Origin of the sequence: Streptomyces sp. DH41 (assembly GCF_029813785.1) — a bacterium.
Classification (GTDB): domain Bacteria; phylum Actinomycetota; class Actinomycetes; order Streptomycetales; family Streptomycetaceae; genus Streptomyces.
This window is the reverse complement of the sequence record NZ_JARVKY010000006.1, coordinates 36132-61165: the sequence shown is the minus strand read 5'-3', so window position 1 is coordinate 61165 and position 25034 is coordinate 36132. Positions and strand designations below refer to the sequence as shown.

At 71.3% G+C, this 25034-nt stretch carries 22 protein-coding genes; 14 read left to right on the top strand and 8 right to left on the bottom strand.

Features of this window, described 5'->3' with window-relative positions; all coding sequences use genetic code 11:
* The first annotated feature begins 166 nt into the window (after window positions 1–166).
* From QC283_RS12490 to QC283_RS12470, 5 genes are all read left to right on the top strand, one after another.
* Window positions 167–619, top strand: a complete 453-nt coding sequence (locus QC283_RS12490; RefSeq protein WP_279561530.1) for a MarR family transcriptional regulator — start codon at window positions 167–169, stop codon at window positions 617–619.
* A complete protein-coding gene (locus QC283_RS12485) occupies window positions 616–927 on the top strand; it encodes a replication initiation protein, RepL2 (RefSeq protein WP_279561529.1) in 312 nt (103 codons plus the stop codon). The genes QC283_RS12490 and QC283_RS12485 overlap by 4 nt, the downstream gene beginning before the upstream one ends.
* Window positions 928–1209: 282 nt before the next feature.
* On the top strand, window positions 1210–3519 hold the full coding sequence (gene tap, locus QC283_RS12480; protein WP_279561528.1) for a telomere-associated protein Tap: 2310 nt from the start codon (window positions 1210–1212) through the stop codon (window positions 3517–3519).
* Window positions 3520–3525: 6 nt separating this feature from the next.
* Window positions 3526–4083 (top strand): telomere-protecting terminal protein Tpg, encoded by a 558-nt coding sequence (gene tpg, locus QC283_RS12475; protein WP_279561527.1) that lies wholly within the window; start codon window positions 3526–3528, stop codon window positions 4081–4083.
* A gap of 387 nt (window positions 4084–4470) precedes the next feature.
* Complete coding sequence (locus QC283_RS12470) at window positions 4471–5412, top strand: hypothetical protein (RefSeq protein ID WP_279561526.1); 942 nt, start codon at window positions 4471–4473, stop codon at window positions 5410–5412.
* 133 nt (window positions 5413–5545) lie between these two features.
* Here the strand turns inward: QC283_RS12470 and QC283_RS12465 are convergent, their stop codons facing one another.
* The 5 genes from QC283_RS12465 to QC283_RS12445 all read right to left on the bottom strand — a co-directional run bounded on the left by QC283_RS12465 (window position 5546) and on the right by QC283_RS12445 (window position 10746).
* Window positions 5546–6676, bottom strand: a complete 1131-nt coding sequence (locus tag QC283_RS12465; protein ID WP_279561525.1) for a ParB/RepB/Spo0J family partition protein — start codon at window positions 6674–6676, stop codon at window positions 5546–5548.
* A complete protein-coding gene (locus QC283_RS12460) occupies window positions 6673–7935 on the bottom strand; it encodes a ParA family protein (protein ID WP_279561524.1) in 1263 nt (420 codons plus the stop codon). Before QC283_RS12460 ends, QC283_RS12465 begins: the two co-directional genes overlap by 4 nt.
* 291 nt (window positions 7936–8226) lie before the next feature.
* Complete coding sequence (locus tag QC283_RS12455) at window positions 8227–9036, bottom strand: hypothetical protein (RefSeq protein WP_279561523.1); 810 nt, start codon at window positions 9034–9036, stop codon at window positions 8227–8229.
* Between the two features lie 203 nt (window positions 9037–9239).
* Complete coding sequence (locus tag QC283_RS12450; protein WP_279561522.1) at window positions 9240–10013, bottom strand: MBL fold metallo-hydrolase; 774 nt, start codon at window positions 10011–10013, stop codon at window positions 9240–9242.
* Window positions 10014–10116: 103 nt separating this feature from the next.
* Entirely contained in the window at window positions 10117–10746 is a 630-nt protein-coding gene (locus tag QC283_RS12445; RefSeq protein WP_279561521.1) for a class I SAM-dependent methyltransferase, read from the bottom strand.
* 826 nt (window positions 10747–11572) lie between these two features.
* Between QC283_RS12445 and QC283_RS12440 the strand changes: the two genes are divergently transcribed.
* The 3 genes from QC283_RS12440 to QC283_RS12430 are packed head-to-tail and all read left to right on the top strand — an operon-like array spanning window position 11573 to window position 14603.
* Window positions 11573–12682, top strand: a complete 1110-nt coding sequence (locus QC283_RS12440) for a bifunctional DNA primase/polymerase (protein WP_279561520.1) — start codon at window positions 11573–11575, stop codon at window positions 12680–12682.
* The gene (locus QC283_RS12435; protein ID WP_279561519.1) at window positions 12679–14205 is read left to right on the top strand and encodes a DNA primase family protein; all 1527 of its coding nucleotides are present in this window, start codon (window positions 12679–12681) and stop codon (window positions 14203–14205) included. Before QC283_RS12440 ends, QC283_RS12435 begins: the two co-directional genes overlap by 4 nt.
* Window positions 14202–14603, top strand: a complete 402-nt coding sequence (locus QC283_RS12430; protein WP_279561518.1) for a DUF6009 family protein — start codon at window positions 14202–14204, stop codon at window positions 14601–14603. Before QC283_RS12435 ends, QC283_RS12430 begins: the two co-directional genes overlap by 4 nt.
* Window positions 14604–14675: 72 nt before the next feature.
* On the opposite strand, the gene QC283_RS12425 is transcribed toward QC283_RS12430, so the two are convergent.
* From QC283_RS12425 to QC283_RS12415, 3 genes are all read right to left on the bottom strand, one after another.
* A complete protein-coding gene (locus QC283_RS12425) occupies window positions 14676–16289 on the bottom strand; it encodes an MBL fold metallo-hydrolase (protein ID WP_383529356.1) in 1614 nt (537 codons plus the stop codon).
* Window positions 16289–17620, bottom strand: coding sequence for an MFS transporter (locus QC283_RS12420; RefSeq protein WP_279561516.1), 1332 nt, complete (start codon window positions 17618–17620; stop codon window positions 16289–16291). Before QC283_RS12420 ends, QC283_RS12425 begins: the two co-directional genes overlap by 1 nt.
* Before the next feature lie 107 nt (window positions 17621–17727).
* Window positions 17728–18798, bottom strand: coding sequence for a hypothetical protein (locus QC283_RS12415; RefSeq protein WP_279561515.1), 1071 nt, complete (start codon window positions 18796–18798; stop codon window positions 17728–17730).
* Between the two features lie 342 nt (window positions 18799–19140).
* Here QC283_RS12415 and QC283_RS12410 point away from each other — a divergent pair, with 342 nt between their 5' ends.
* The 6 genes from QC283_RS12410 to QC283_RS12385 all read left to right on the top strand — a co-directional run bounded on the left by QC283_RS12410 (window position 19141) and on the right by QC283_RS12385 (window position 25016).
* Window positions 19141–21009: a B12-binding domain-containing radical SAM protein gene (locus QC283_RS12410; protein ID WP_279561514.1), complete on the top strand. Its 1869-nt coding sequence runs from the start codon at window positions 19141–19143 to the stop codon at window positions 21007–21009.
* Window positions 21006–22592: an amino acid adenylation domain-containing protein gene (locus tag QC283_RS12405; protein WP_279561513.1), complete on the top strand. Its 1587-nt coding sequence runs from the start codon at window positions 21006–21008 to the stop codon at window positions 22590–22592. The genes QC283_RS12410 and QC283_RS12405 overlap by 4 nt, the downstream gene beginning before the upstream one ends.
* Window positions 22589–23317, top strand: a complete 729-nt coding sequence (locus QC283_RS12400) for a hypothetical protein (RefSeq protein WP_279561512.1) — start codon at window positions 22589–22591, stop codon at window positions 23315–23317. The genes QC283_RS12405 and QC283_RS12400 overlap by 4 nt, the downstream gene beginning before the upstream one ends.
* On the top strand, window positions 23314–23511 hold the full coding sequence (locus QC283_RS12395) for a hypothetical protein (protein WP_279561511.1): 198 nt from the start codon (window positions 23314–23316) through the stop codon (window positions 23509–23511). The genes QC283_RS12400 and QC283_RS12395 overlap by 4 nt, the downstream gene beginning before the upstream one ends.
* Window positions 23512–23713: 202 nt before the next feature.
* On the top strand, window positions 23714–23851 hold the full coding sequence (locus tag QC283_RS12390; protein WP_279561510.1) for a hypothetical protein: 138 nt from the start codon (window positions 23714–23716) through the stop codon (window positions 23849–23851).
* Between the two features lie 76 nt (window positions 23852–23927).
* A complete protein-coding gene (locus tag QC283_RS12385) occupies window positions 23928–25016 on the top strand; it encodes a hypothetical protein (RefSeq protein WP_279561509.1) in 1089 nt (362 codons plus the stop codon).
* Window positions 25017–25034: the final 18 nt, after the last annotated feature.

Genomic DNA, 25034 nt, shown 5'->3' with positions numbered 1-25034 from the left:
CGCGGCCGGACGCCCGCGACGGGGGGCAGGCGGTACTGTCGGCCGGCAAGGAACACGGCCCACGAGCGCGGTTGATTGACTTCCTGATCATGTACGTTAGGTTCATTTGGTCGGCCTCACGGCCGTCTGCCGCGAACACCGTCAAAGCCCACGCGTGGAGGGCCCTTTGGGAGCAGTACGCAGGCTGGTCGACGCCGACACCGGCGAGCCGGTCCCTTACGCGCCGTACGCCTTCTCCGGCAGGCACACCCAGGTCGACAAGGCACGAGTCGAGGCGATCACCGAGTCCAAGGCGTTCACACCGAGCCAGAAGTTCCTGGTGCTGTGGTGGATCGGCGTGTCCCCCGAGGGGATGGAGCCGCTGAGGGCCACCGGAGCGGACATCGGCAAACGTGTGGGAATGTCCACGGACGCGGTGGGAAAGATCAACAGAAAGCTGGTCAAGCACCGCATCCTGGTCGTGCGAGGGCGCATCGGTAACTACAAGCTTTACCGCATCAGCCCTTACATTGCTTTCCACGGGACAGGGCTGGAGCAGCGTGAAGCGGTGAAGGCGTGCAACCCGCCGGACATCCCCGGTTTCGACAAGAAGACCCCCTCGCGGTGGGAGGCCCAGTGACCAGCGACGACAAGCAGAAGAACCTGGACCTGCTGAAGGCCACGGTCGGCATGACCGCCAACCAGCGTCTCGTCGTGATGTTGTACGCCCTGCACCCCACCGACCGGTCCGGTGCCATCCTGGAAACCGCCGCGAACCTCGCGAAACTGGTCGGCATGGCACCTCCGGTGTTCTCCCGTACCCGCAAGCAGGTCATCGAGGCCGGCTGGCTCGAGGAGACGGAGAAGATCGGCCACATCAGGTACTACCGGCTCGACCCCAAGCACCTGGGCGAGAACGTCGTCGTCCCGCTGCGTCGCGCGACCTGACGCGCACGCGAACCGACACGTCCTGAGCGCCGTACCTCATTAACGTCACGTCAATGAGGTACGGCGCTCAGGACGTCCTTGATGACTCCCGGGACAGGGTCACCCTGGGGCGTCTCGGTATAGCGGGGCGTCTTCGCATACGGCACGGCTGACCGTACCGCCGCCGATGACCGTCACGCGTAGACGCCAATACCGGGACAGCACGCTTGCCGTACGCGTCGCGTACGCGAAATGTACGGCAAGGGTGTCATCTCGCGGTAGCCTGACGCCCAGGAGGTGCCCATGTCGGAGTTGTTCGACGCGATCGACGCCCTGGTCGCGTCCCGCGCCCCGCTGCCGCCGCCGGAGGAACGCAAGCGGCTGCGGAAGGCCCACGGCCTGACCGTGGACGAGGTGGCCCAGGCGCTGCGGGTCCGCCGCGCCACGGCGAGCGGCTGGGAGTCCGGCAAGACGGAACCGAGGCCACCGGAACGCGACGCCTATGCGCGATTGCTCGGCAAACTCGCGGAGCTCTATCCCCCCGACTCCCCCGCCGCCGCGCCCGCAGTGCCCCCGCAGGAGCCGCCGACGACCCGGCCACTCACCTCCTCCCTTGCCACCGCCACCGCCGGCGCACCGACCGCACCGACCGCACCGACCGCACCGACGCCGCAGGCACCCGCCCACTCGCGACCCGAAACCCCGGCCGAGCCCGCCTCCCGGAACACTCGCCCCCACCCGGCCCCGACGGAGACCCCGGTCGCCCCGGTGACGGCACCGCGTCCGGGACGAGCCGGCGGGCCGCCGCCGACGCGCAGGCGGTCGGGCCCGGCCTCGCCCCCAACCTCGACCTCGTCCCCAACCCCGGCCGCTGCCACGGATGGCGACGCACGCTTCGAGAACGGCCCGCTCGCCGTCCTGGACGTCGTGGACGGCGACGTTCTCGCGCACTGCGCGGGCGGCCTCATCCTGGACGTACCGGCCAAGTCCCTGCCCGCCCTGGTCGACTGGACGCTCAAGGAGGCCCGGCTCGGGCAGCCGAGGCTGTCCGGACCGGGCAAGGACGCCGACCCGCTGCTCGTGCTCAGCGAAGCCGCGTGCCGGCGCTACGGCCTGCCCGTCCAGCTCACCGACGAGGAGCGCCGGGCCGGACGGCTGCCGGAGAACCACAAGATCGTCAGGCAGTTGGCGCGCGCCGACTGGAAGCTCACCCGGCGCGGATTCGGACCCTGGGCCCGGATCTACCGCCCGGCACAGGGCTCGGCGCGCAACTGCGTGCAGCTGTGCGTTCCGGCGTGGGGCGCGCTCGACACGCGGCACTGGGCGGACGCCGCCCGGCTCCACCCGGCGGACCTCGCCCGGCTCCTGGGCACGTACGCGGCCCGGGTGATGACGCCGCGCGGATCGACCGCGGTGACCGGCCTGGAGCTGATGACCGCCCTGCACCCGCCCACCCGCGCATCCGAACCGGACGAGACGGGCCGCAGGCACAGCGAACCCAACCCCGGGTCCCTCGGGCAGGATCCGGTCGACTGTGCCCCCTGCGAGGCCCCGGACGGCCACCCGCTCCTCGCGGACCTGCCGCGCTTCCATCGCCGTACCCCCGCGGAGGTCCTGCGGGAGGAGGCGTACGACTGGGCGCGACCGCTCACGGACGAGGAGTGCACCCGGCGCCACCTGGTCGGCATCGACGTCAACATGGCCTTCGCCGCGGGCGCGAACGGGCTGGTCGTCGGCCTGGGCGCTCCCACGCACGTCGAGCGGCCGGACTTCGACCCGAAGCTGCCCGGTTCCTGGCTGGTCGACCTCTCCCATGTCGACCTGTCGCGTGTGAAGCTCGGCAAGGAGTGGGCGGATCTGGACAGTGACCTGCTGCCCAGCCCGTTCACCCCGACCGGCGAGCGACCCGAGGGGCCGGCCTGGTACGCCACGCCCACCGTCGCCTACGCGATGGAGCTGGGCTACGACGTTCGTCCGGCCGAGGCGTACGTCCGGTACGACAACGGCCGCTACCTGGACGCCTGGTACAACCGGTTGCGCGACGCGTACGTGACGACGATGGGCGACCTCGGCGTGCCGGGCACGGCGAGCCCGGAGGAGTTCCTCGCGGCGATGGACGGCTACCGGGACCGCGACCCCGACATGGCGATCGTGGTGTCCGCGATCAAGGCCACGGTGAAGGGCGGAATCGGCAAACTGCGCGAGCGTCCGCGGGGCGAGGGCTGGAAGCCCGGGCAGCCGTGGCAAGCCCTGTCCCGGCCGACGTGGCGGCCGGACATCCGCGCCGCCATCATTTCCCGCACCCGGGTCAACATGCACCGCAAGGTGCTCAAGCACGCGTCGTTCACCGGCCGTTATCCGGTCGCCATCCTCTCCGACTGCGCCGTCTACGCGGCCGACGGGCCCTCCCCGCTCGACTTCCTGCCGTACCGGGAGGGCAAGCCGCTGCCGGGAGGATGGCGGCTGGGCGTCTCGCCCGGGATGGTCAAGCACGAGGGCACCCAGTCGGTGCTGTGGGGTGAGGGCGTCCGTGAGCGGTTCGACGCCCCGGAGCTCAATCTCGCCCGGTACATCAAGACCGGTGAGGTCACCAACGAGGACGACGGGGAGTAGGCACTGATGGCCCAGTTCGGGGACGGCCTGGAAAAGGCGGTGCAGCGCTCCTTCACCCGCCCGATCCCGAAGTCGGCCGGTGCGCGGATGCGGTACCTGGTACGGCAGCTCAAAGGCACGCGGGCCGCCGCCGAGCTGCTCGGCGTGTCCCAGCGAACCGTCGAGCGGTACCTGAAGGACCAGATCAGGAAGCCCCGTCCGCAGCTCGCCGCACGCCTGGAGACGGAGGTACGCAGGCGCTGGCAGCCGCAGATCCGGGCCAGGGCGCGGCAGCGGGCGGCGACCACCGACGGCATCGTCATCGACACCCGCGCCCGGATCGGTTACACCGCCCCGATCGGCTCGACCGACGACTCCCGTCTGCGCCAGCTGACCGTCGCCCTCCCCCCGCAGTACGCCGCCCGGCTCTTCGACGCCCAGCAGCAGGGCGCCGACGACGGGCGCCTTCGGGAGATCACCGCTGAGGCGCTGAAGGACGTGTACTTCCAGGACGGCGGCCGCCGCGCCGGCACTCTTGAACAGGTGCGCTTCACCGACGTGGAACACGTCGACTTCGAGCTGTAGTCGGGCCGCCCCGGGGTTCAGCCGACGCCGGCCCGGGTGCCGCCGTCGGCGAGGAGTGCGGCGGGTCGCTCCTTGCCGTCTCTCACTACGCCGTCCCAGGGGGAGGGCGGTCTCGAGAGCGACGTCCGAATCGGGTACCGGCGGGTCTCCCCTGGTGAATCCCTTCGTCGTCGACGATGTCCGTCGGCGACCGGAGCCCCGGCCCGGTCCGGTGGGGGGTCAGGCCTTCGAGGGGCGGAGCGCGAGGGGCGGGGCGGGAGACCGATCGGGGAGACCGGAGCACGCCGGTGCCGCGTGAACAGCGGCGACGCACGCGGCAGTCGACGGTCGCTGGAGAACGGCCGGAGGCCGATGGCCCGCACGGCCGGTCTCCGGTTCACTGGGCCGATGGCGCACATGGACACGGCCGGAAGGACCACGACGGCAGGGCTGTCCCTCCCGTCGGCCGGAGGGGAATCGCCCTTCTGGTACGCCGCGCACCCTGGCGTCCAGCTGTGCGACCCGGGCCAGGCGGAACGTCTCCTGTGCTCCATCCCACCGGCCGCGGCCGGCTCGGACCTCTTCCGGGCGGCCCGCGTCCTGTTGCACGACGGGCGTCCGCACCAGGTCGCGGTCGGGTGCGAAGCCCTGCTGAGCCATGCCGGAGCCTCCGCCTGGTCGGCGGCGTTCCGCGCGCTGCGCTCTGAGGCCCTGCTCCACCTCGGCGACCTCGGAGCAGCAGAGCAGGAAGCCACCGTCGCACGGGACACGGCCGGACACCACCTGGCCACGCTCGGCCCCTGGTGCACCGCGCTCCTGGCGGAATCGCTCATCGAGCAGGGCCGCCACGAGGAAGCGGCCGCACATCTCGGCGGGCCGGCTGCCGGAAACGACCTGTGCGGACTGCCCGCGCTGCGGGCCCGCGGCCGGCTCCTCCTGGCTCTGCACCGCCCCCACGACGCCCTCGCCGCCTTCACCCGGGCCGCCAGGACGGCACGGCGGCACGGCACCGGACTACTCCCCCACCTGTCGTGGCGCAGCGACATCGCCGAGGCCCTCCTCCAGCTCGACCGGACTGACCGGGCCCACGCACTGCTCACGGAGGAACTCGCCTCCCACGCCCCCGGTCCCCGCGAACGCGGCGTCGCACTGCGCCTCTTGTCCGCCACCGAGCAACCCGAACGGCGCCTGCCCACCCTCTCGCGAGCCGCCACCGAACTGCGCCGCTCGGACGACCGCGTCGAACTCGCTCGTGTTCTGCGCGACTTCGCCCACGCACTCGACACTCTCGGCGAACTCAGCACCGCAGACGTCTTCCGCCGCCGTGCCGCCGGCCTGTCGGCTGCTTAGACCAAAGCGCGCCCACCCGTCGCACAGTGCGCCCGTCCCGGGGCCGTTCCGGTGCCGAAACGGCGAAAGCCCGCCTGAGCGGCGGGCTTTCGTACCGGGCACAGAGCTAGGGCGGTTAGGGCGGTCTCCCCCGCTACTCCGTCCGAGCGGTCGACTGCTCCAGGAAGGAGCGCGCCAGCTCTTCCAGCCGAGCCGGGTCGCGGTTCAGCGCCTTGGAGTTGAGGAAGCGCAGCAGGGCGAAGAAGACGTCATCCTTCTCGATCTTCGTGTCCAGAAGCATCGCGAGAGCGCCCGGCTCGTCATACGGCACCCTGCGGACCTGCTGCCCCTCGCCGGTGCCGTGCGAACCGGAATCACGTGCGGGCTTGTCCGTGCGCGGTTCCGGCACCACCTGCGGAGCAGGCCGTTCGTCGGCGCTCTGGCCGCTCGCGGCCGGGGCCTTCGTGTCGGCGGCTCCTATTACGTCGTAATAGCCTTCGGTCTTCTTCCCGCCGTCCTCGCTCCCGGAGCCGCTCTCCTGCGCCGGCTTCTTCCGGTTGCGTTCCTTCCTCTCGCCCTCCTTGCGGGCGCGCTCCGCCTTGAGCGCCTGAAGCGCCGTTTGCTGTTCTTCGGCCGGCTTGTTGCCCACGGCCCGGAGCAGGTCGATGGGCTCCTCACTGATCCGAGCCTGAAGTTCGGGGGTGAGGTTGAGGAGTGCGAGCCGTTGGGAGACCCAGCCCTGCGAGCGGTGGAGCCGTTTGGCCAGCGCGGTCTGGCTGCCATGAATCTTCAGGAGCCGTTGAAGGGCACGGGCCTCGTCCAGTTCTTCGAGGTCCTGGCGGTGGATGTTGGCGACGAGAGCGGATTCGAGGAGTTCCTCGGAGGTGTTGCCCTGGTCGTCGCTGACCATGACGTTGAGAGTGGTGAGGCCGGCTTCGCGAGCTGCCGCGAGTCGGCTGCTTCCGTCGATCACGACGTGGGTGGTGTCGTGTTCGAGGTCGGCTTCGCGCTCCGGGTTGGCCTTGACGTAGGCGTCACGGTTCATGACCGTGATCGCCTGCTTCTGACCGTGCGTCTTGAGGCTTCCCGCCAGGTCGGTGAGGTCACCGAGGCTGGAGCGTGGGTTGTCGGGGTTGAGGCTGATGCGGTGCGGAGGGAGCGCGGTCGGCGGGGCGACGCCGTCGGTGGGCACCCCGGTGGCGGCGGCGACGGCCTGACGTCGGGCGCTGAGCGGGCGCGCTCCCCCGCCGAACCGGCCGGCACCCAGCTGGTCGGCCTTGCTCATGCGATCTCCCTGGCCAGCGCGCGCATGCCGATCGCCTGCTGGGACTTGGGGGCGTACGACAGCAGTGGCTGCTTCACACGGACGGCTTCCTTCTGTTCCTTGAGGTCTCCGATGAGTCCGACGACGCGGGGGTCCTTTATGTCGACCCACCCCTGCAGTGAGGAGGTGGCGATGTAACCGCGCCGGGAGTCGTAGAGATTGACGACGATGCCGAGGTAGTCGACGTCGATCTGCAGGTCACCGCGGAGGTCGTCGATCTGCGTGGTGAGCAGGTCGTAGGCGTCTGCGGAACTGTCCTCGGCCTGGACGACGATGAGGGCACCGGACTGGCCGGGCCTCTCACCGTCGCGGCGGCGGCCGTAGTAGGAGGCGGCGTCCATGCTGAGGCCGAGGCTGGGCGGGCAGTCGACGACGATGACGTCGTAATCGGTCTCCAGTGGGGCCAGGGCCCGCTCGAGGGCTGCTTCGCGGGCACGTACGGCGGACAGCCGTACGTCGAGAAGGAAGGCGTCGTTGCAGGCGGGCAGGAGGTGGAGCCGGCCGTTGAAGGTGTTGTCGTCGATGGAGACGATGAGGTCCCGCAGATCGCCCTTGGGGTCGCCCGCCATGTGGTTGGTGAGACTGTCACCGTTCATGGGCAGCGGGCTCGCGCCGAGCTGGTTGGTGAGGTGGCACTGCGGGTCGAAGTCAACCAGAAGGACACGGAGTCCGAGGCCGGGAAGGTTCTCGACGTCGAGCGGGTCGCTGCTCGGCTGCTCCTCGGACTCGGTGTCGCTGGCACGGAGCGCCTTGGCGAGTGCCTTGGCGATCTGAACTGCGTGCAGTGCGTTGGGGTCCTCCGCGAGGGCCTCACCGAGGCCGGCGGTGATGGCGGTCTTGCCGACACCGCCCTTCTGGTTGCAGACGATGACGCGTCGCGTGATCTCGGGGCGGTCCACGTCGGGGGCGGGGTTGGAGTCGAGCCACAGTTGCACGGACTGGGCGAGGCCCTGGATCAGGGAGACACGGCGGTCGGCGACGACTTGACGGAACTCCTCCCACTGGCCCGGCGGAAGGAAGGTGGAGAAGGAGTCGGCGCCCGCGGTGTCGATGGACGCCGTGGTGGACGCAAGGCCGCACCAGTCCCTGATGCCCTGTTCGACGGCGGCCTGGATCTCGATACCGTGCTGTGCCGCTCTGATCTTGAGGTTCTGCCGGAGCCATCCCGGCAGCTTGGAGACGACCTTTTCGCGGTCGCTGGAGGTGGCTGGAGAACTCATAGGGGACACCTTACTAACGTCCATGATCCTTTGCGGCATCGACACGTTAGGAAGCAGAGCTTGTTGAGTTCAGCGCTGGCTATTACGGCGTAATAGCCAGCGTAGGGAGCAGGCATCAGGCAGGACCCATGAGAACCGTGCCAAGGGCAGTGTGGGATCGCAGGCGGTACCGTCCGGCAGTACGACGAGGTCGCCTCCACCTGAACCATGGGGCCGCAGACCGACCGACGCCTCCCGTTGGCTATTACGCCGTAATAGCCAACACCCCGAGGGAAGGCGGCAGCAGCTGGGTCACTCCGCCAGGGCTGACGCGACCGCCGCACAAGCAGCGTGAGCCTCGTGCGTCCGCGCCGACGGCCGACCCGTGCGGCGCTCCAGTCTGCGCAGGGCGCGCAGCGTTGCACTCAAGTACCGGCTGAGACCGAGCATCTGTGTGGGCGTACCGCAGTGGGGGAGGACTTCCGCGACTTCGCCGAGCCAGTACTCGGCGTCCTCGTCCAGGACGATCGCGTCCTGGTGTTCCAGGAGACGCTGCGCGGCCCGAGCGAGCAGGCTGTGCCGTTGCCGGGCATCGGCCTGGGCACGCTCCTCGGCGGCCCTGTGTGCCGCGATGCGACGTTCGGTCTGCCTGACCGCTTCGGGGGTACGCCGCACCTGCCCGGTGCCCGGTACCGCGCCGGTCAGGGAGAGTGCCTGAAGTCTCCGGGCCTTGTTGTACGCGGCGCTCGGCGCGCCGACCGCCAGTGGGGGAGCGAGTTCCCTCCATTCGGCACCGGCGTCGCGGGCGTCGTCGATGGCGGTGCTCTGGTGGAGGCGCACGCGTTCACCGAGGAACTCCCAGAGCAGTACCCGGGTCAGAGCAGCCGTCTTCCGTCCCTCCGGCGCCAGGCTCCGGAGAGAGTTGGCGTGCTTCTCGGCATAGACCAGCGCCCCGTAGATCTCGTCGTCCGCCGGCATGCGCTCGATGCCGGGGTCCCCCGCCTTCTCATGGAGCCCGCGCAGTTCACCGACGAGTGCGCGGGCATCCAGCGGACCGACGTTCCTGTGCTGTTTGACCAGGGGTTTCGCCGGGTCGGGGGACCTTTTCCTGCGAGGTGCCATGAAGAACAGCATGCCCCTTCCCGGTCCGATTCACAGACTGTGAACCGGAGTGTCAGGAGGGTTGCGAAGGTTACGGAGGTTGCGGGGGAGTGGCGCGGCCAAACGCCGGTGCCTGGTGCGCCGAGCACGGCGCCGTACCGCGGCTCGGGCGGCATCAGCGCGTCCATCGCTTCCGCGCGCGCGGACGTGGCGCTGCGCTCGCTTCATTCAGCTCTTTCAGCGAGGCGCTGGACCTGGTCGACGGATATGTCGGTGGTCCACTCCCAGCCGGGCTTGGCCGTTGGGCCGACTCTAGGGTCGCTGGGGACACGGCCCGCACGCACGGCAAGGACGTACGCCCGATCCTGCTCGATCCGTGCGCCTGTCTGAGCTGCTCCGCAGACTGATCCGTGGCCGGGGACCATGACATCGACATCGCCTGCAACGTCCTCGAGCAGGCGCAGTCCGGCGAGGTACTCCCCGAGGGGGTCATTGGTGTCGTTCAACTCGTCGAAGTTCGGGACTAGGACGTCGGAAAGCATGTCGCCGGCGACCAGGACCCCGCGCTCCGCGATCAGCAGCGCCGCATGGCCCGGGGCATGCGCCGGGTGCTCGATGATCTGGGCTCGAGGGCCGTTCCAGCGAATCTGCGCCGCTCCGGCCGGCAGACCGGTGATGAGGCCGTACAGGTCCAGCGGTGTCTCCTCGGCGATTTCCGGCGGCAACCCCTCGGCGACGTGCGCCTTCCAGTCCAGGTCCGCCCGCACCTCTCGCATACGCGCTGCGCAGCGGGCGGTTCCGTACCGGGGCGCGTCGCCGTACTCCGGGTGCCAGAGCACGTGATCCCAGTCAGGATGCGTCGTGAAGCCCGCCACCACGCTCTGGCCCAGCTCGCGAAGATCGTCCGCGAGGCAGGTCATTTCGGCTTCGGTGAGCCCGGGGTCGATGAGCAGCACGCCGGTCGGGCCGTGCACCACGACGGCGTTGTTCTCGAGCAACTCGCTCTGTGGGTCAGCACACCCTCCGCGTCACCAACAGGCTGGCTTCCTCGGGGAGCCAGCGACAGTTGACTACGAGAGCCCACCAGTAGAAGGCCATGCTCTAGCGGAGGCGGGCCAGCAAGTGAGCGTCGAGGAAGCCCCGCTCGGAGGCCGGGTCGTGGAGCAGCCGGGCGAATGTGACGAGCCCGGCCCCGGCCAGCAGCTCGGCGAACCGGTCCGCCGGCCAGCTATAGGCGGGCGTCACCTTGTGGTCGAAGCGGACCGGCTCGGGCGCGTCGGTCGCGAAGAACGAGACCAGGAGCAGGCCCCCCGGTGCCAGGACACGCGCCTGCTCGGCCAGCAGCGCGGGTAGTTCCCCAGGAGGGGTGTGGATCATCGAGTAGTGGGCCAGCACTCCGCCGAGCGCGCCGTCCTCAACTGGGAGGGCTTCCATCCGCGCCTCGTCGAACTGCAGCGCCGGATGGGCCCGCCGGGCGTGGTCGACCATGGCTGGGGAGAGGTCGAGCCCGAAGGCATCCAGCCCCAGGTCGTGCAGCATGGCCGTCAGATGTCCGGGCCCGCAGCCGACATCGGCTGCCCGCGTATTCCCCGTCCCACGCACCAGCTCGGCGAAGGTGCCGATCATGTTCCGCGAGAACGGCTGCGTCTCCAGCCGATCAGCGAACATCGACGCATACAGCTCGACGATCCCGTCGTAGGCCGTCCTGGTCTCATCCTGGTGCTCCGCCACGGGAAGGAAGTTAACACCCCCCATTCGCAGCTGTTCTCCGACCCCGTGCCGAATCCCGCGCCGTCGTAGCGGACTCGCTCGGCTACCACGACAAGACCACCAGCCGCCTCATCAGAGAGATCGGCGGGACATGGAGCCGATACGCCGCTGGCGACCACAGTCGGTCACCAGCTGGCTGGGTTCCTCGGGGAACCGGCGACAGTTGATTAGGCGATCACACCAGTATCAACCTCCTTCCCAATGCCCATGCCACAGCGCTGGTCCGCTGCCTCGTCCGTCACGGATGAGCCTGGCACCGACAGCACCACCGGCCTGACGGGAAGCACCGGAGCCGGAGCCGTTGAGTCGCTGCCGGTTGAGTCGCTGCTGCCTCTCGGTCGCTTCGGTAGCTCCGGTCGCTGACCCTGCCAGAGCCCTGAGACTGAAGACCAGCGACTCAGCGACTCTTCAGTCGCTCCCTTCAGTTACTACAAAAGCGCAGGTCAGAAGGGGTACGCAGCCGAAACAGCGACTGAAGCGACTCAAGGTCCGGGTATATGAGGACATTCGTGTGTGCGTGTGTGCGTCATATATAGAAGGCTTCAGTCGCTTCAGTCGCTATTTGATCACTGAAACACCACCTGACCTGCGGTTTCTCAGAACGGCTCTGACAGCGACCGAAAGCCCCTCAGTCGCTGCGCTCCTCACCTCGGTCGCTGCCTGGTGTCCGCAGGGCCTCACCGACACGGCGTCACAGGACTTTTCCCCAGGCTCCATGACCTCACCGGCCGCGTTCGCTAGTCTGTGTCCATTGTTGAGTCGCTTCAGTCGCTGATGGGGGAGAGAGATGCCTGCTGAGCTGCGCTTTTCTCGCAGCGACTCACGACGGCCCGCCCTTGAGCCCTCGGTCGCTGAGCTCTCCCTCGCCACCGCCCGGTGGTGTGCCCGCCGAGGCTGGCCGGTGCACCCCCTCGCCGCCGGCCGCAAGACGCCCGTGGCGAACTGCGGCGACTGTCGCGCGCGGCCGCACCCGCCCACCGACTGCCCCTGCATTCCCGCGGGTCGCTGGTGCCACGGTTTCCACTCCGCCACCCTCGATCAGGACCGCATCCAGCAATGGTGGGGCAGCAATCCCAAGTTCGGCATCGGCGTCTCCTGCGGTCGGGCCGGCCTGGTCGTCATCGACATCGACGCCCACCCCGTCCAGCCGCCCACCCGGGACCGGATCCTGCCCGGTATCCCCATCGCCGACCACATCGACCTCACCGGACTGGCCAACGGCTTCCACACCCTCGCCGTCCTGGCCGCTCTGCGGGGCACGCCCAGCCCCGCGGAGGACGAATCCACGCTGCGCGTGCGCACTCCTTCCGGAGGGCTGCACGTCTGGTACCGGGTCGGCGACGGCCGCCGCTGGCAGTCCTCCGTCGGCTCCGGGTCGGGGCGAGCGCTGGCCTGGCAGGTCGACATCCGAGCCCACGGCAGCTACATCATCGCTCCCGGCACCGCCACCCGGCACGGCGTCTACACCCCCCTCGGCGACGTCCGCGAACCAGCGGCCCTCCCTCTGTGGCTCGCCCAGGAACTCGAACGCACCGGTCATCTGCCCGCGCCGAACATCCCCGCGCCCAGACCGGTCCCGCCCCGGGCCAGGCAGGCCGTCCTCGCCGCGGGAGGCGGACGGGAGCAGCACGTCCTCGCAGCAGTCCTCGCCCCGGTCGAGGACTGCGCACAGGTCCCCGAGGGCGCGGGCTTCTCGGACACGCTGAACCGCGCCGCGTACACCCTCGGCGGGCTCGTCGCGGCGGGCCGCCTGCGACGGGAGGAAGCCGAAGAAGCCCTGCGGCACACCGCGGTCGCCGTCCGGCCCGGCCAGGAGCGCCGCATCGGGCAGATCATCCGCAGCGGCCTCACCGCAGGCCTGAACCGTCCACTCCATGACAACGGGAGGCGCCAGTGACGTCCCCCCGGCCCGAGACACTCTTCGAGTTCAACCCCGAAGCCGTCGCCGCGCAGATCCGCGCGCAGGGCACCACGGCCGTGCCCCGTCCCGCCCAGGCCGAAGCCGCCCATGCCCCGGTGGGCGAGGCGACGGCCGACGGACTGCTGCCCGACACGCTGTCCGACCGCGGCAACGCGAAGCTCTTCGTCAGGCTCTACGCCAACGACTACCGGCACGTCCCCGGCATCGGCTGGTACCGGTGGGACACCACCCGCTGGCAGATGGACGAGGACGACACCGTCCTGTGGGCCGCCGGTGACCTCGCCGAGAGCATCGCCACCCACGACCCCCGGGGCGCCTTCACCACCACCGCCCTGCAGAGCCACCGCCGCCGCGCCCTGTCGACCACCGGCATCAACGCCATGCTCACCCAGGCCAGGTCGGCGCCCGGCATGGTGCTCAACGCGGCCCGCCTCGACGCCGACCCGTACGCGCTGTGCACCCCGGACGGCATCGTCGACCTGCGCACCGGACTGCTGAAGTCCCCCGATCCCAACAAGGACTTCCACTCCCGCTCCACCGCCGTGGGCCCGCTGCACAACGCCACCCCCCGCTGGGAGAGGTTCCTGACCGACACCTTCGGCGACGACGCCGAGGGCCGGGTGATGATCGACTACCTGCAGCTCCTGCTCGGGTACTCCGTCACCGGCGACGTCGGCGGCCAGATCCTGCCGTTCCTGTTCGGCTCCGGCAAGAACGGCAAGTCCGTCCTCCTGGACGTGCTCATGAAACTCCTCGGCGACTACGCCGACGCCGCCCCGCCGGGATTCCTGATGGCGCGTCCCTACGAAGGTCACCCCACGGACCTGGCCGAGCTGCACGGCCGCCGGGTCATCGTCTGCTCCGAGGTCAAGCCCGGTGACAAGTTCGACGAGGCCCGCGTCAAGCTGCTGACCGGCGGTGACCGGATCAAGGCCCGCCGGATGCGGCAGGACTTCTTCAGCTTCGCGCCGACGCACAAGCTCTGGCTGCTGGGCAACCACCGCCCGGAGGTCGGCACCGGCGGCTTCGCCTTCTGGCGCCGCATGCGCCTGATCCCCTTCGAACGCGTCGTCCCCGACCACCGGAAGATCGACAACCTCGCCGACATCCTGGTCACCGAGGAGGGCCCCGGCATCCTGGGCTGGCTCATCGACGGCGCGCGCCGCTACCTCGCGGGCGATCGCGACCTCACCGGTCCGGAACGCGTACGCATCGCCACCACCGCGTACGCGGAGACCGAGGACCACACCGGCCGCTTCTACGAAGAGAGCTGCGTGCTCGGCCCCGACCTTCGCGCGGAACAGACGGCGCTCTACGCCGCCTACAAGACCTGGTGCCACAATGAAGGGGCACCGGTCATGTCCTCAAGGGCGTTCGCGGCCCGTACCCGGGAACTTGTGGGACTGGCCTCGCCCAAGGAGATGATCCTTTCCAACCAGCGCAAGCACTATCCAGGCATCGGCCTGCTCACGGACCAGGAAAGGGCTGCAGGCGCATGAGCTCCCTGATCACCGAGGACGAGATCAGTCACGAGAGCCAGCTGGTCTGGCTGGAGGACATCGACAACCTCGACTACGTTCGCCAAAGCCTGGACCGACTGCCCACGCGGAAGGGCAAGCCCGCCTATCACCGTGACGGGCGCATGGTCGGCTACGCGCTCCTCGGGCCCACGGCCAAGGCGTCCCGGGCCTCCGGCACGTTCCGCCGGCGCGTCTTCTGGCTCCTGCCCCACGACCGCGACAGCCAGCCCGGCGGTCTCTACGCCAAGAGCGCCCCCGCCGAGGCCGTCGACCCGCGCACGCTGGACGCCCGCGTCAAGGGCTACAAGACCGAGCGATCCGAAGGCGGGCCGCCCTCCAGCGCCATGCAGCAGCTGGGCATAACGCTGCCGCTGTGAACGCCGGGAGGGCCCCGGCGACGGCCGGGGCCCTCCCGGGCGTCCCGGACGCCCACGCGCCCGGGACCGGTCTCAGGGACGCGCGGGCCAGGTCCGCTCGGCCTTCACGTACAGCAGTTCCGCGGCGATGCCGGACTCCCGGCAGCGCCGCTCCAGCAGACCCGTCTGCCGGATCTGCTCGGAGTCCGGGTCGTAGGAGGAGCCCGTCAGATGCCGGACCCACGGCTCCAGGCCCAGCGCGTACATGAACACCTCGCTCGCCCCGAAACGGCGCACCAGGCGTTCCGCCATGTCGGCGTCGCAGCCCTTCAGCCGCCGCGCCTTGTCGTGCTCCCGTTTCGTGGGCCGCTCCAGGAGCGGCCCGTACAGCCACGACATGGGCGCGCCCACGCACTCCAGGCCGATGAACACCGTGTCCACGGGGCCGGTCGTCTCCCGGACCCGGCGGTAGACCTCGGGCTCGGTGTCGACGGCGTCCGTGGCGAAGAGCACGCGCCGGCCGCCGATCTCCACCAGCGGGACCGCCTTCGCCCGGATGTCCAGGTCACCGTGCTCGCCGAGGAACGGCAGCATCGTGACCGTGGCGTTCTCCCCGACCGCGGTGGAGTCGAGCTCGCCCAGTTCCACGACCGAGCGGAAGCCGAGCGACTCAAGGAGCAGCTTCGGGCTCGGGTCCTCCAGAGAGCCGCCGCCCGCCCGCGGTACCACGACCGTGTCCACGCGGTGGCGCAGCTGCAGCAGGGCCTCCACCGACACGTGGTCGCAGTGCAGGTGGCTGAGCACCACCGCGTCCAGCCGCTCGGGCAGGTCGGCGAAGGTGAAGTGGTCGTGCCCGTCACCGGCGTAGTGCGGAAGGGGGTCGAGCAGCACAGACGCCGACGGCGACTGAAGCAGGACCGTGGCATGACCGAAGTACCGCATCCGCACGGTCCCGTCGGCCACGGGGGAGGCCGGAGCGGGTGCCCGGTCGGTGAACAGCGCCGTGAACGCGTCCGCCGCGCCCTCGGCCGGATCCGTCCCCAGCAGGCGCTCGGCGAGCTCGACCGGGTCGGCCGGCACACGCGCGGCGGCGTACAGGTCGTCCAGCCTCGGGTCGTCGAACGGCACGGGCAGATCGATCCGGTCCGGGCGGGCGAGGACGGGACCGCCGAAGGTGAACGGCTGGTCCATGTCGGGCCGGGGGAGCAGACACACGGACTGTCCCGCCCGCCAGGCCTCGGCCGCCCGGTAGGCCAGGGCCTCGAAGAAGCGCAGCCGGGGCCGGTCGGCCGTGTCGTACACCAGCTCGACCAGGCCGCGCAGCCCCTCGGGCACCTGGGGATACAGGGACTCCATCGGGCGGCCGTCGGCCTGCTCGGCGATCAGTGCCTGTGCCGCCCGGACGTCCTCCGCCAGCCGCAGCAGGCCCGTGGCGTCGCGTTCCGTGCGGGTCAGCAGTTCCCGGACGTCCTCGGACGTGCCGCCGTACGGGGACAGGAAGGGACCGCCGTAGCGCGCGGGGTTGGCCAGCGCGGAGGCGTGCACCTGCGGTGACCGCAGGTAGCTGCGCATCATCGGGAGGTAGCGGTAGTTCAGGTTGAGAGCCGCCGTCTGCGGTGGCACCAGATGGCACCACGCGTACCAGCGGTGCAGCAGCGGCTGCGGCACCGCGGACGGGCTCAGGTACTGCTTGACCACGCCGCTCATCATCTGGCTCCCAGCTTCTTCTCGTCTTCGCTCGGCACCGCGGCGGCCGGGCCGACCGGGGCGGGTTCGGCGCCGGACGGCACGCCCACGCCGTCGCTCGGCTCGGGGGAGGGGCCGTCGGCGGGCGCGGCCGCGTTCCGGGCCGCCAGCACGCCCGGTGCGCACAGCGCCAGCGTCAGGAAGATGCCGGCGCCGGCCACGACGAAGGCCAGCCGGGGATGTGTGTCGGGGCTGAGGAACCCGCCGCCCAGGTAGCCCAGGGTGCTGCCGAGGAACGCGGCCGACGACACGGTGCCGCCGACCCGGCCGAGCACCTCCACCGGCACCGCCCGCTGCAGCAGCGTCTCCTCGCCGACGTTGGCGATGCCGTTGCCCAGGCCGGCGATCACCTGCATGGCGACGGCCACGTACAGCACGGGCGCCGCCGCCGTCAGCAGCAGGCCGAGGCCGGTGAAGAACCAGCCGAACAGGAACACCCAGACGGGAGAGCGGTGTTCGGCGGCCCGTACCAGCCACAGCGAGGAGGCGACCATGGCCACACCGAACGAGGCGGACAGCACACCGAATCCGAACTCACCCGTGCCCAGCGAGTGTTCGGCGAGGAACACCAGCGCCAGGTTGTCCAGCGAGCCGAAGAACACCCCGAGCAGCAGCAGCATCACGATCGCCCGGGCCACCCGGTTGCCGCGCACGTGACGCAGTCCCTCGGCGGTGTCGGAGAACAGTCCCTTCATGCCGCCCCGGCCGCCGGCGCCGAGCCCCGGCAGCGGGGGGATCCGGGTCAGCAGGGCCGCGGAGACCAGGAACGTCGCCGCGTTCAGGAGCAGGGCGCCGCGGGGTCCGACCCAGGCGCTCAGCAGGCCGCCGAGCACAGGTCCCAGCGCGGCCTGCAGGTTGAAGGCGGTGCCGAGCCAGGCATTGGCCGGCATCAGGTCCGCCTCGTCCACCAGCCGCGGTGCGACCGTGCGCCCCGCGGCGGAGAACACCGTCGACGCGGACGCCGCCACCAGCACCAGGGCCACCAGGGCCACCAGCCCCGGCCGGGTCAGGATGATGGCCGCGAACACGGCGGCCTGGACCAGCTCCGCCACGATGAGCAGCCGGCGCACGTTCACCCGGTCGGCCAGGGCGCCGGCCAGAGGGCCGAAGAAGCGCGGCACGGACTCGGCGAGGAGGATGAGCGACACCCCGGTCCCGGCGTTGTCCTCGCGGCTGACCAGCAGCACGAGGGCGATCATCGCCGCGCCGTCGCCCACGAGCGACACGGCGCGTGCCAGCCAGAACCGGCGGAACGCCGTGTGGCGCCGGATCAGATTGCGTTCGGTTGACAAGTCCAGGGGTCCTTTCGGGAACCGGGGTGGGGGGGAAGGCTCAATCGGCCACAAGGCGCGGTCGGCCGAAAACTCAGTCGCCCGGGAGGCTCAGTCGCCCGGGCGACTCAGCCGGCCGCGCGGCCGTACCGGCCCGCTCGCAGTCCGGCGCCGAGGCGCGGATCGGCGGTGACGTCCAGCCGCCTCAGCGGCAGGTCAGAGGCGTGCGGGTCCGCGCTCGCGCGCAGGGCTTCGCCGTGTGCCGCGCGCCTGTTGTCCAGGACGAACAGTTCGCCGGCGCCGACCGGGACCTCCACCGGCCGTCGCCGTACGGCCGCGGTCAGGGCGGCCAGGGCCTTCGCAGCCTCCCGGTCGCCGCTCCGCGCACGCGTGGACGCCGGGTCGGCGCGCAGCCACGGAGCGGCTTCGTCGCCCTCCAGCAGGGCCACGCACCGCGGGTGCCCGGTCCCGGCGCGGGAAGCGGCGGACCGTGAGCCGTCATGGCTCCGCAGCGACGTGTCCGCCTCGGTGCGGCCCGTGCCGGTCACGTCCGCCAGGACGTGGAAGCGTCCCTGGAACAGCACCCGGCGAGTCGCGGAATCCAGTCCGAGGTCGTCCACCGGGGTGAAGGCCGCGGTGCCCCGGTCGTCGTCGCGCAGGCCCAGCAGCATCGTCCAGTCCGCGTGCGGCGCGGGGGAGTGGCCCTCGACGTGCGGGCCCGCGGTGGCGCCCGGACCGCAGCCGTCACCGTCGCCGGTCACCGGGCACGGGCCGAGGACCGGATGGCCGGCCGGACGGCCGGGCAGGGCCAGAGGCTCCCCGAGCAACGACCCGGCCAGCAGCAGCAGGGCCGCCGCGTGGTCCGTGCCGTGCCGTCCGGTGGGCCGCTCGTCCGTCACCGAGGCCGGCACGCCCTCGCCCAGCGGCAGACCGCCGACCAGGAAGCCCGCGTGGGGCAGGGTCCCGAGCCTGTGGTCGGTCAGCACGCGGCGCAGCGGACGCGGCAGTTCGTGGGCCATCAACGAGGCCAGCCTCAGCGCGCGTTCCGCGCTCAGCGAGACGCTGGCCCGCACGTACTCGCGGGCCAGCGCGGCCACCGCGCGCCCGTCACGGGGCAGCAGCTCGAAACGGGGCGGTGCCGCCGCGGCGGTCCCGTCCGCGGACGGTCCGGTGGGTACGGGTGGTGCCAACGTCTGCATGGAGGCTCCTCCGGTGACGGTAGGGGAGGCGGCCGGTGCGCGCGGTACCGCCGTGCGGCCCGGTACCCGCGGCTCCGGCGGACCGGAGCCCTCGGCCATGGCGTGCCGACTCCGGCGGACTGCCACGTGTCGGGGCCCCGCTGTCTTCCCACCTTGGCACGGGGGTCCTCAAGGACCGCTCAAGAACCTCGGGGGCACCACCGGCCGCCGGGCCGCCGCCGGGCCGGGCCCCGCCACCGGCTCAAGGCCGACTCCAGCCGGAATGCACGGCGCGCTGCTGCCATGACGTCATCCGAACGACGCCGCTCCCGGGTGCCGGGGGCCGACACGAGGTGGTGACGTATGACGGCGATGACCCAGACGAAGCGCCGCATCTACATGTCGGTCTTCAGCAGGTCCGCGTACCTGCCGGTGGTCTGGGGAGCGCTGCGCGCCTACGCCGAGACCCAGCCGGACGTCAGTGCCGCCTACTCCTTCGAGGAGCCGTTCTTCCTGCCCGAGCAGGCCGCCGACCCGGCCGACCGGATGGAGGACCCCGCGGTCTTCGCCATGTCCTGCTACCTGTGGAACTTCAACAAGAACATGGCGGCCTGCCGGGCGGTCAAGGAACGCCACCCGGACGTGGTCACCGTCGTCGGCGGCCCGCACGTCCCGGACGACGCCACCGCCTTCCTCGCCGAACACCCCTACGTCGACTTCGCCATCCACAAGGAGGGCGAGGCGCCGTTCGCCGGGCTGCTGCGGGCGCTGCTGGACGACGAGCCCGACTTCACCGCCGTGCCCTCGCTGAGCTGGCGGGACCGGGACGGCACGGTACGGCGCAATCCGCTGGGCGGCCAACTGCCGCGCGACATCGACGTCCCGAGCCCCTGGCTGAGCGGCATCATGGACGCCTCGTTCGACGCCGCCCGCGCCGCCGGCCACCTGCCGACCGTGCTGTGGGAGACCAACCGCGGCTGCCCCTACAGCTGCACCTTCTGCGACTGGGGTTCCAACACCCTGTCCAAGGTGCGCAAGTTCGACGAGGACCGGCTGCACGCCGAGATCGACTACTTCGCGCGGCAGGAGGTCGCGGCGGTCCTGTGCTGCGACGCCAACTTCGGCATCCTGCCCCGCGACGTCGCCCTCGCCGACCACCTCGTACGCAACCACGAACAGGGCGGCTACCCGGGCAAGTTCGTCACCAGCTACGCCAAGAACGCCAGCGAGCGCATCGTGCAGATCAGCTCCAAGTTCGTGAAGGCCGGCATGTCCAACGGCGCCATCCTCGCCATGCAGACGGGCACCGCGGACGTCCTGGACCAGATCAAGCGGTCCAACATGCCCGCGAAGAACTACGAGAAGCTCGCCACCCGCTTCAAGGAGGAGGGCGTCGAGGCGTACACCGAGGTCATCCTCGGACTGCCGCACGAGACACCCGAGACCTTCGCCCGCGGCCTGTGCCGGATCCTGGAGATGGGCGTCCAGGACGACATCATGATCTACGAGTGCTGCCTGCTGCCCAACTCGGAGATGGGCAGCGCCGCACACCGCGAGAAGTACGGTCTGAAGACCATCACCCGCACCTACCTGCCCGACGACGTCGAGCAGGTCGAGGTCCTCGTCGAGCACAACAGGATGACGCGCGGCGACTGGGTGGACATGTACACCTTCGGCGCGGTGCTGCAGTCGATGCACAACCGCGGTCTGACCCGGCAGCTGGCCGTCTACCTGCACACCGAGGGCCTGCTGCGGTACGAGGACTTCTACCGCTCGCTCGCCGACGCGGCGACCGGCGACTCCACCACGGTGCTCGGCGAGGCCGTCGACCGCGCCCGCACGCTGCTGTGGGACTACCTGGAGAACCCGTCCGTCCCCAACGAGGGCAAGGTCGCCTCGCAGCCGGACATGATGGCCCGCCTGAACGAGTGGGTGCCGGGCAAGGAGTCCTGGCTGATCTACGAGTGGTGCTGGGCGTACGTCCAGAACGAACTCGACCGGTTCTACCGGGAACTGCGAGCCCACCTGGAGTCCCTGGACGTCAAGGTCGACGAGCGGCTGGAGGAACTGCTGCGCTACCAGCAGGCCCGGGTGTTCCAGGTCGCCGACACCGGTACCCGGGTGGAACTGTTCGGTCACGACTGGACGGCGTACTTCGCCGACCCGTCGGCCGGTCTGAAGCCCGGAGTGCACATCGCCCGGTTCGAGGCGCCCGCGACGAGGATGCGATGAGCGCGGCACAGCGGCTGCTCGACCTCGCCGAGCGCCGCCCCGGCCGGGTGGCGGTCGAACCGGCGGGCGCGCCGGAGCGCTCCCTCACCTACGGAGAACTGGCCGCGCGGGCCCGCGGCCTCGCCGCCCGGCTCACCCGCCGCGGCGCCCGCCCCGGGGACGCCGTCGCCCTGATCGCCGCCGGCGTACCGGAGTTCGTCACCGCCCTGGTCGCCCTCGAAGCCGCCGGCCTCGTCTGCTGCCCGCTCGACGACACCCAGCCTCCCGAGCGGATACGCCGCGCCATGCGAGTGGCCGGCGCCCGGCTCGCCGTGGTGGCGTCCGCCCGGCACGAGACGCTGTGGACCGCCGAACTGGGTGACGCGGCCGTCACGGTCCCGGAGCCCGGCGACGAGCCGGGGGAGCCCGCGTCCGCCGACGGCACGCGGCCCCGCCCCCCGTGGCCGGCCCGCGACGAGGACGCCGCCTACGTCCTGTTCACCTCCGGCTCCACCGGCACGCCCAAGGGCGTCCGGGTCGCACACGGCGCCTTCGCACGGCACTGCGACGCCGCCCGCGAGGCCTACGGGCTCGACGAGGACTCCGTGGTCCTGCAGTTCGCGTCACCCGGCTTCGACGTCGCCCTGGAGGAGATCTGGCCGACCCTGCTGTGCGGAGGCAGGGTGGTCACGCGCGACGGGGGACTGTGGTCGCTCACCGAACTGCTGGACGTCACCCGCCGCCACGGAATCACCATGTGGCAACTGCCCACCGCCTACTGGACCCTGCTGGCCGCCGAGGCCGAGCTCAGCCCGGACCTCGTACCGCCCCCCTCGCTGACCTGCGTACTGACCGGCGGCGAAGCGGCCGCCCCGGCCACCGCCCGCCGCTGGCTCGCCTCGCCGCTGGGCGCGGTGCGACTGCTCAACGCCTACGGGCCGACCGAGGGAGTGGTCACCTCCACGCTGTACGAGGTGCCGCGCGACACCACCGCGCTGCCGGTGGGCGAGGCCCTGCCCATCGGCCGGGCCATCGGCGGGCGACGCGCCTTTCCCGCCGACGAGCGACTGCGCCCCCTGCCCGCGGGCCGCACCGGCGAACTCGTCGTGACCGGACCCTGCCTGGCCGACGGCTACGTGGGGGACCCCGACACCACCGCCCGTGCCTTCACCCGGCTGCCCGACGGTACGCGGGCCTTTCGCACCGGCGATCTGGTGACCGAGGGCGCCGACGGACTGCTCGAGTACCACGGGCGGCGCGACCGACAGGTCAAGATCTCCGGGATCCGGGTCGAACCCGGCGAGGTGGAGGCCGCGCTCGCCGAGTGCGCCGGTGTCACCGCCGCCGCCGTCACCGTGGCCGGCGAGGGGGACCGCCGGCGACTCGTGGCCCATGTGGTGATGTCCCCGGCGTTCGCCGACCCGCTCCCGGACGCGGGCGCGCTGCGCGCCGAGCTCAACACCCGGCTGCCCGCGGCCCTGGTGCCCGCACGCGTGGAGTTCCACGAGCGGCTGCCCCGTACCGCCAACGACAAGATCGACCATTTTGCCCTGGCCGCGAGCGCGCTGCCGGGAACCCCAGCGACGGCGAGGAGTGAGCTGTGACCGCGACGACCACGACGGCCGCGACGACGGCCGCGGCACCCGGGGGCCGGCCCGGCCCCGACCACCAGGCGGACGTCGTACGGGAGTTCGCCCGCACCCTGGCCGACGACGGGCGGACCGGCGCGGCCGGCCTGCTGACCGCCTTCGCGGACGCCCTCACCACCGCGGCGGCCGACCCGCTGCGTCCCGCCCCCGTCCCCGGCTGGTTCGTCGTCGAACGCGACGCCGACGCCGACGAGGAGGACACTCCCGACGAGAACGACGACCTCGTCGTCGCCCTCGACCCGGAAGGGCTGCTGCCGCTGTACGAGGAGCTGTGCCGCATCCCCGACGCCGAACGGCTGCGGGCCGCGGTGGTCCTGCTGCTCAACATCAGCGTGCGGCTCCAGCAGATCACCGGCGGCGCGGAGGCGTCCGCCCAGCTGATGCAGACCGCGGCGCAGCTGTCACCGGTGCTCGAGGCCGTGACCGGCGGCGCTCCGCCGCTGGTCGGACGGGCCGCTCTGCAGCTGACCCAGGACGGTGACCGGCTGGTACTGACGGAGCCGCACGCCAGATGGCTCGCCGCCGAACTGGACGGCCTGCCCGGACCGGAACGCCGCCGGGCCGCCCTCGGCCTGGTCGCGCTCGCCGAACAGCTGGGGGACAAGCCGCAGACCCAGGACGCGGGGCGCGCCGTACTGGCCGTCGCCCTCGCACCGGCCACGGAGGGAGACCTCACATGATCACCAGCCAGACGCTGGGCACCACCCTCTACCCGGTCAGCCTGGGCGGCGAACTGGTCGAGACGGCCGTGGAGATCGCCCGCGGCGCCGCCGCCCGCCTCGCCGGCGGGCCCGACCGGGAGCTGCTGAGTTCCCTCGGCGCCGACACTGCCGCCCTCGACCGCCTCCTGCCCCAGCCCGCGTCACCCCTGTGACGCCGCCCGCCGACGGCCCGCACCAGCGCCGCCGGCCCCCGGCCGCACCCGGCGAAACGACGGGTGCCCCGCCCCGAAGCCCCGGCCCCGCCCCGCGCGGGCCGGTGCACGACCCGGCCCCGCCACCGGCGGTGCCGGTGCACGACCCCGGCCCCGCCGCAGGTGGCGCCGGTCTTCCACCCCGACACAACCAGGAGTCGAGATGACCCGGAACACCATGGACGTGCAGTCCGCCCAGCAGCCCGTCGCTGCCGCCCAGGCCCCCAAGCCGGCCGAGCGCAAGCCGTCGATCAGCTCGCGCATCAGCAAGTACGGCAAGTACGACCGGCTCCAGGGCTGAGTCGCACTCCGGGAGGCGGGCGGTGGGCACCACCGCCCGCCTCCGGGCACGTCGTCGTCGAAGAGAGGTTTCCGCGATGTCCGCACAGCCGGTAAGCATCGACCCCGAACAGTTCCGCAAGGTGTTCGGCGGTGACCTGGGGGACGTGTTCCTCCTCGTCACCTCGCCCGGCATCCGCGCGGGGCTGAGCGTCACCACGCGGGGCACCGTGCCCGTCCAGGAGTACAGCTGGACCGGCCCCGGCTCCCGCGACGGACTGATCGCCGAGATGGCCTCCCTGCGCGCGTCCGGCAAGCGGGCCTCCGTCCTGTGGATCGCCGACGACGAGTTCGTCCACTTCGACGACGAGCACCTCGAGGGCATGCGGCTCGGCGCCTTCTCCAGCTTCTCCGCGCCGTTCTCCGAGGAGACCCTCGCAGGCAGCGTCCGCATCGTCTCCGAGGTCGACTACGAGCGTGAACTGCAGATCGAGGAATCCTTCCTCACCCTGCTCGACCAGGCCGACGACATGCTCTTCCTCGGCCACGAGCACGGCACCGAGGCGGTCTTCCAGCACCAGTTCTCCGAGCACTGGTTCTCGCTGCACGGCCCGCTGCAGCCCGGCCAGCAGGTCGTCCTGCCCACCGGCGAGCTCAGCTCCCTCGTCAACGCCTCCGGCGAGTTCGAGGACCACACCCACTTCACCCTCAACGGCGAGGTCACCCTGCAGGGCGCGCCCATCGTGCACCGCGGCGGTCACGAGACGAGCCTCGCGCAGACCGAGCGGGTCTACCAGGACCTGGCGGCGATGGCCGACGAGCCCGCCGTCGTCACGTTCACCGACGGCCGGATCACCGCCGTCCGCCCGGCCGTGGCAGGCCGCGCCCGGTTCGCCGAGGGGCTGGAGCGCCTGCTCGCCCACGACGACCGCTACGCCAAGCTGCACGAGATCGGGTTCGGCACCAACGCCAGCTGCTCCCCGCTGCTGCCCGGCAACTACTTCGCCAACGAACGCCACCCGGGCGTCCACCTCGGTCTGGGCCTCGGCACCTTCACCCAGTTCCACGTCGACCTCATGAGCACCGCGATCGACGTCGTCATGCGGGGCGTCGAGGGCCGCGACGTGGAGCTGTTCCCGGCCCTCGGACTCACGGCGGGCCGCGCCCTGTCCGTGGCCGCCGCCTGATCCCACTCGCCCAGGAGG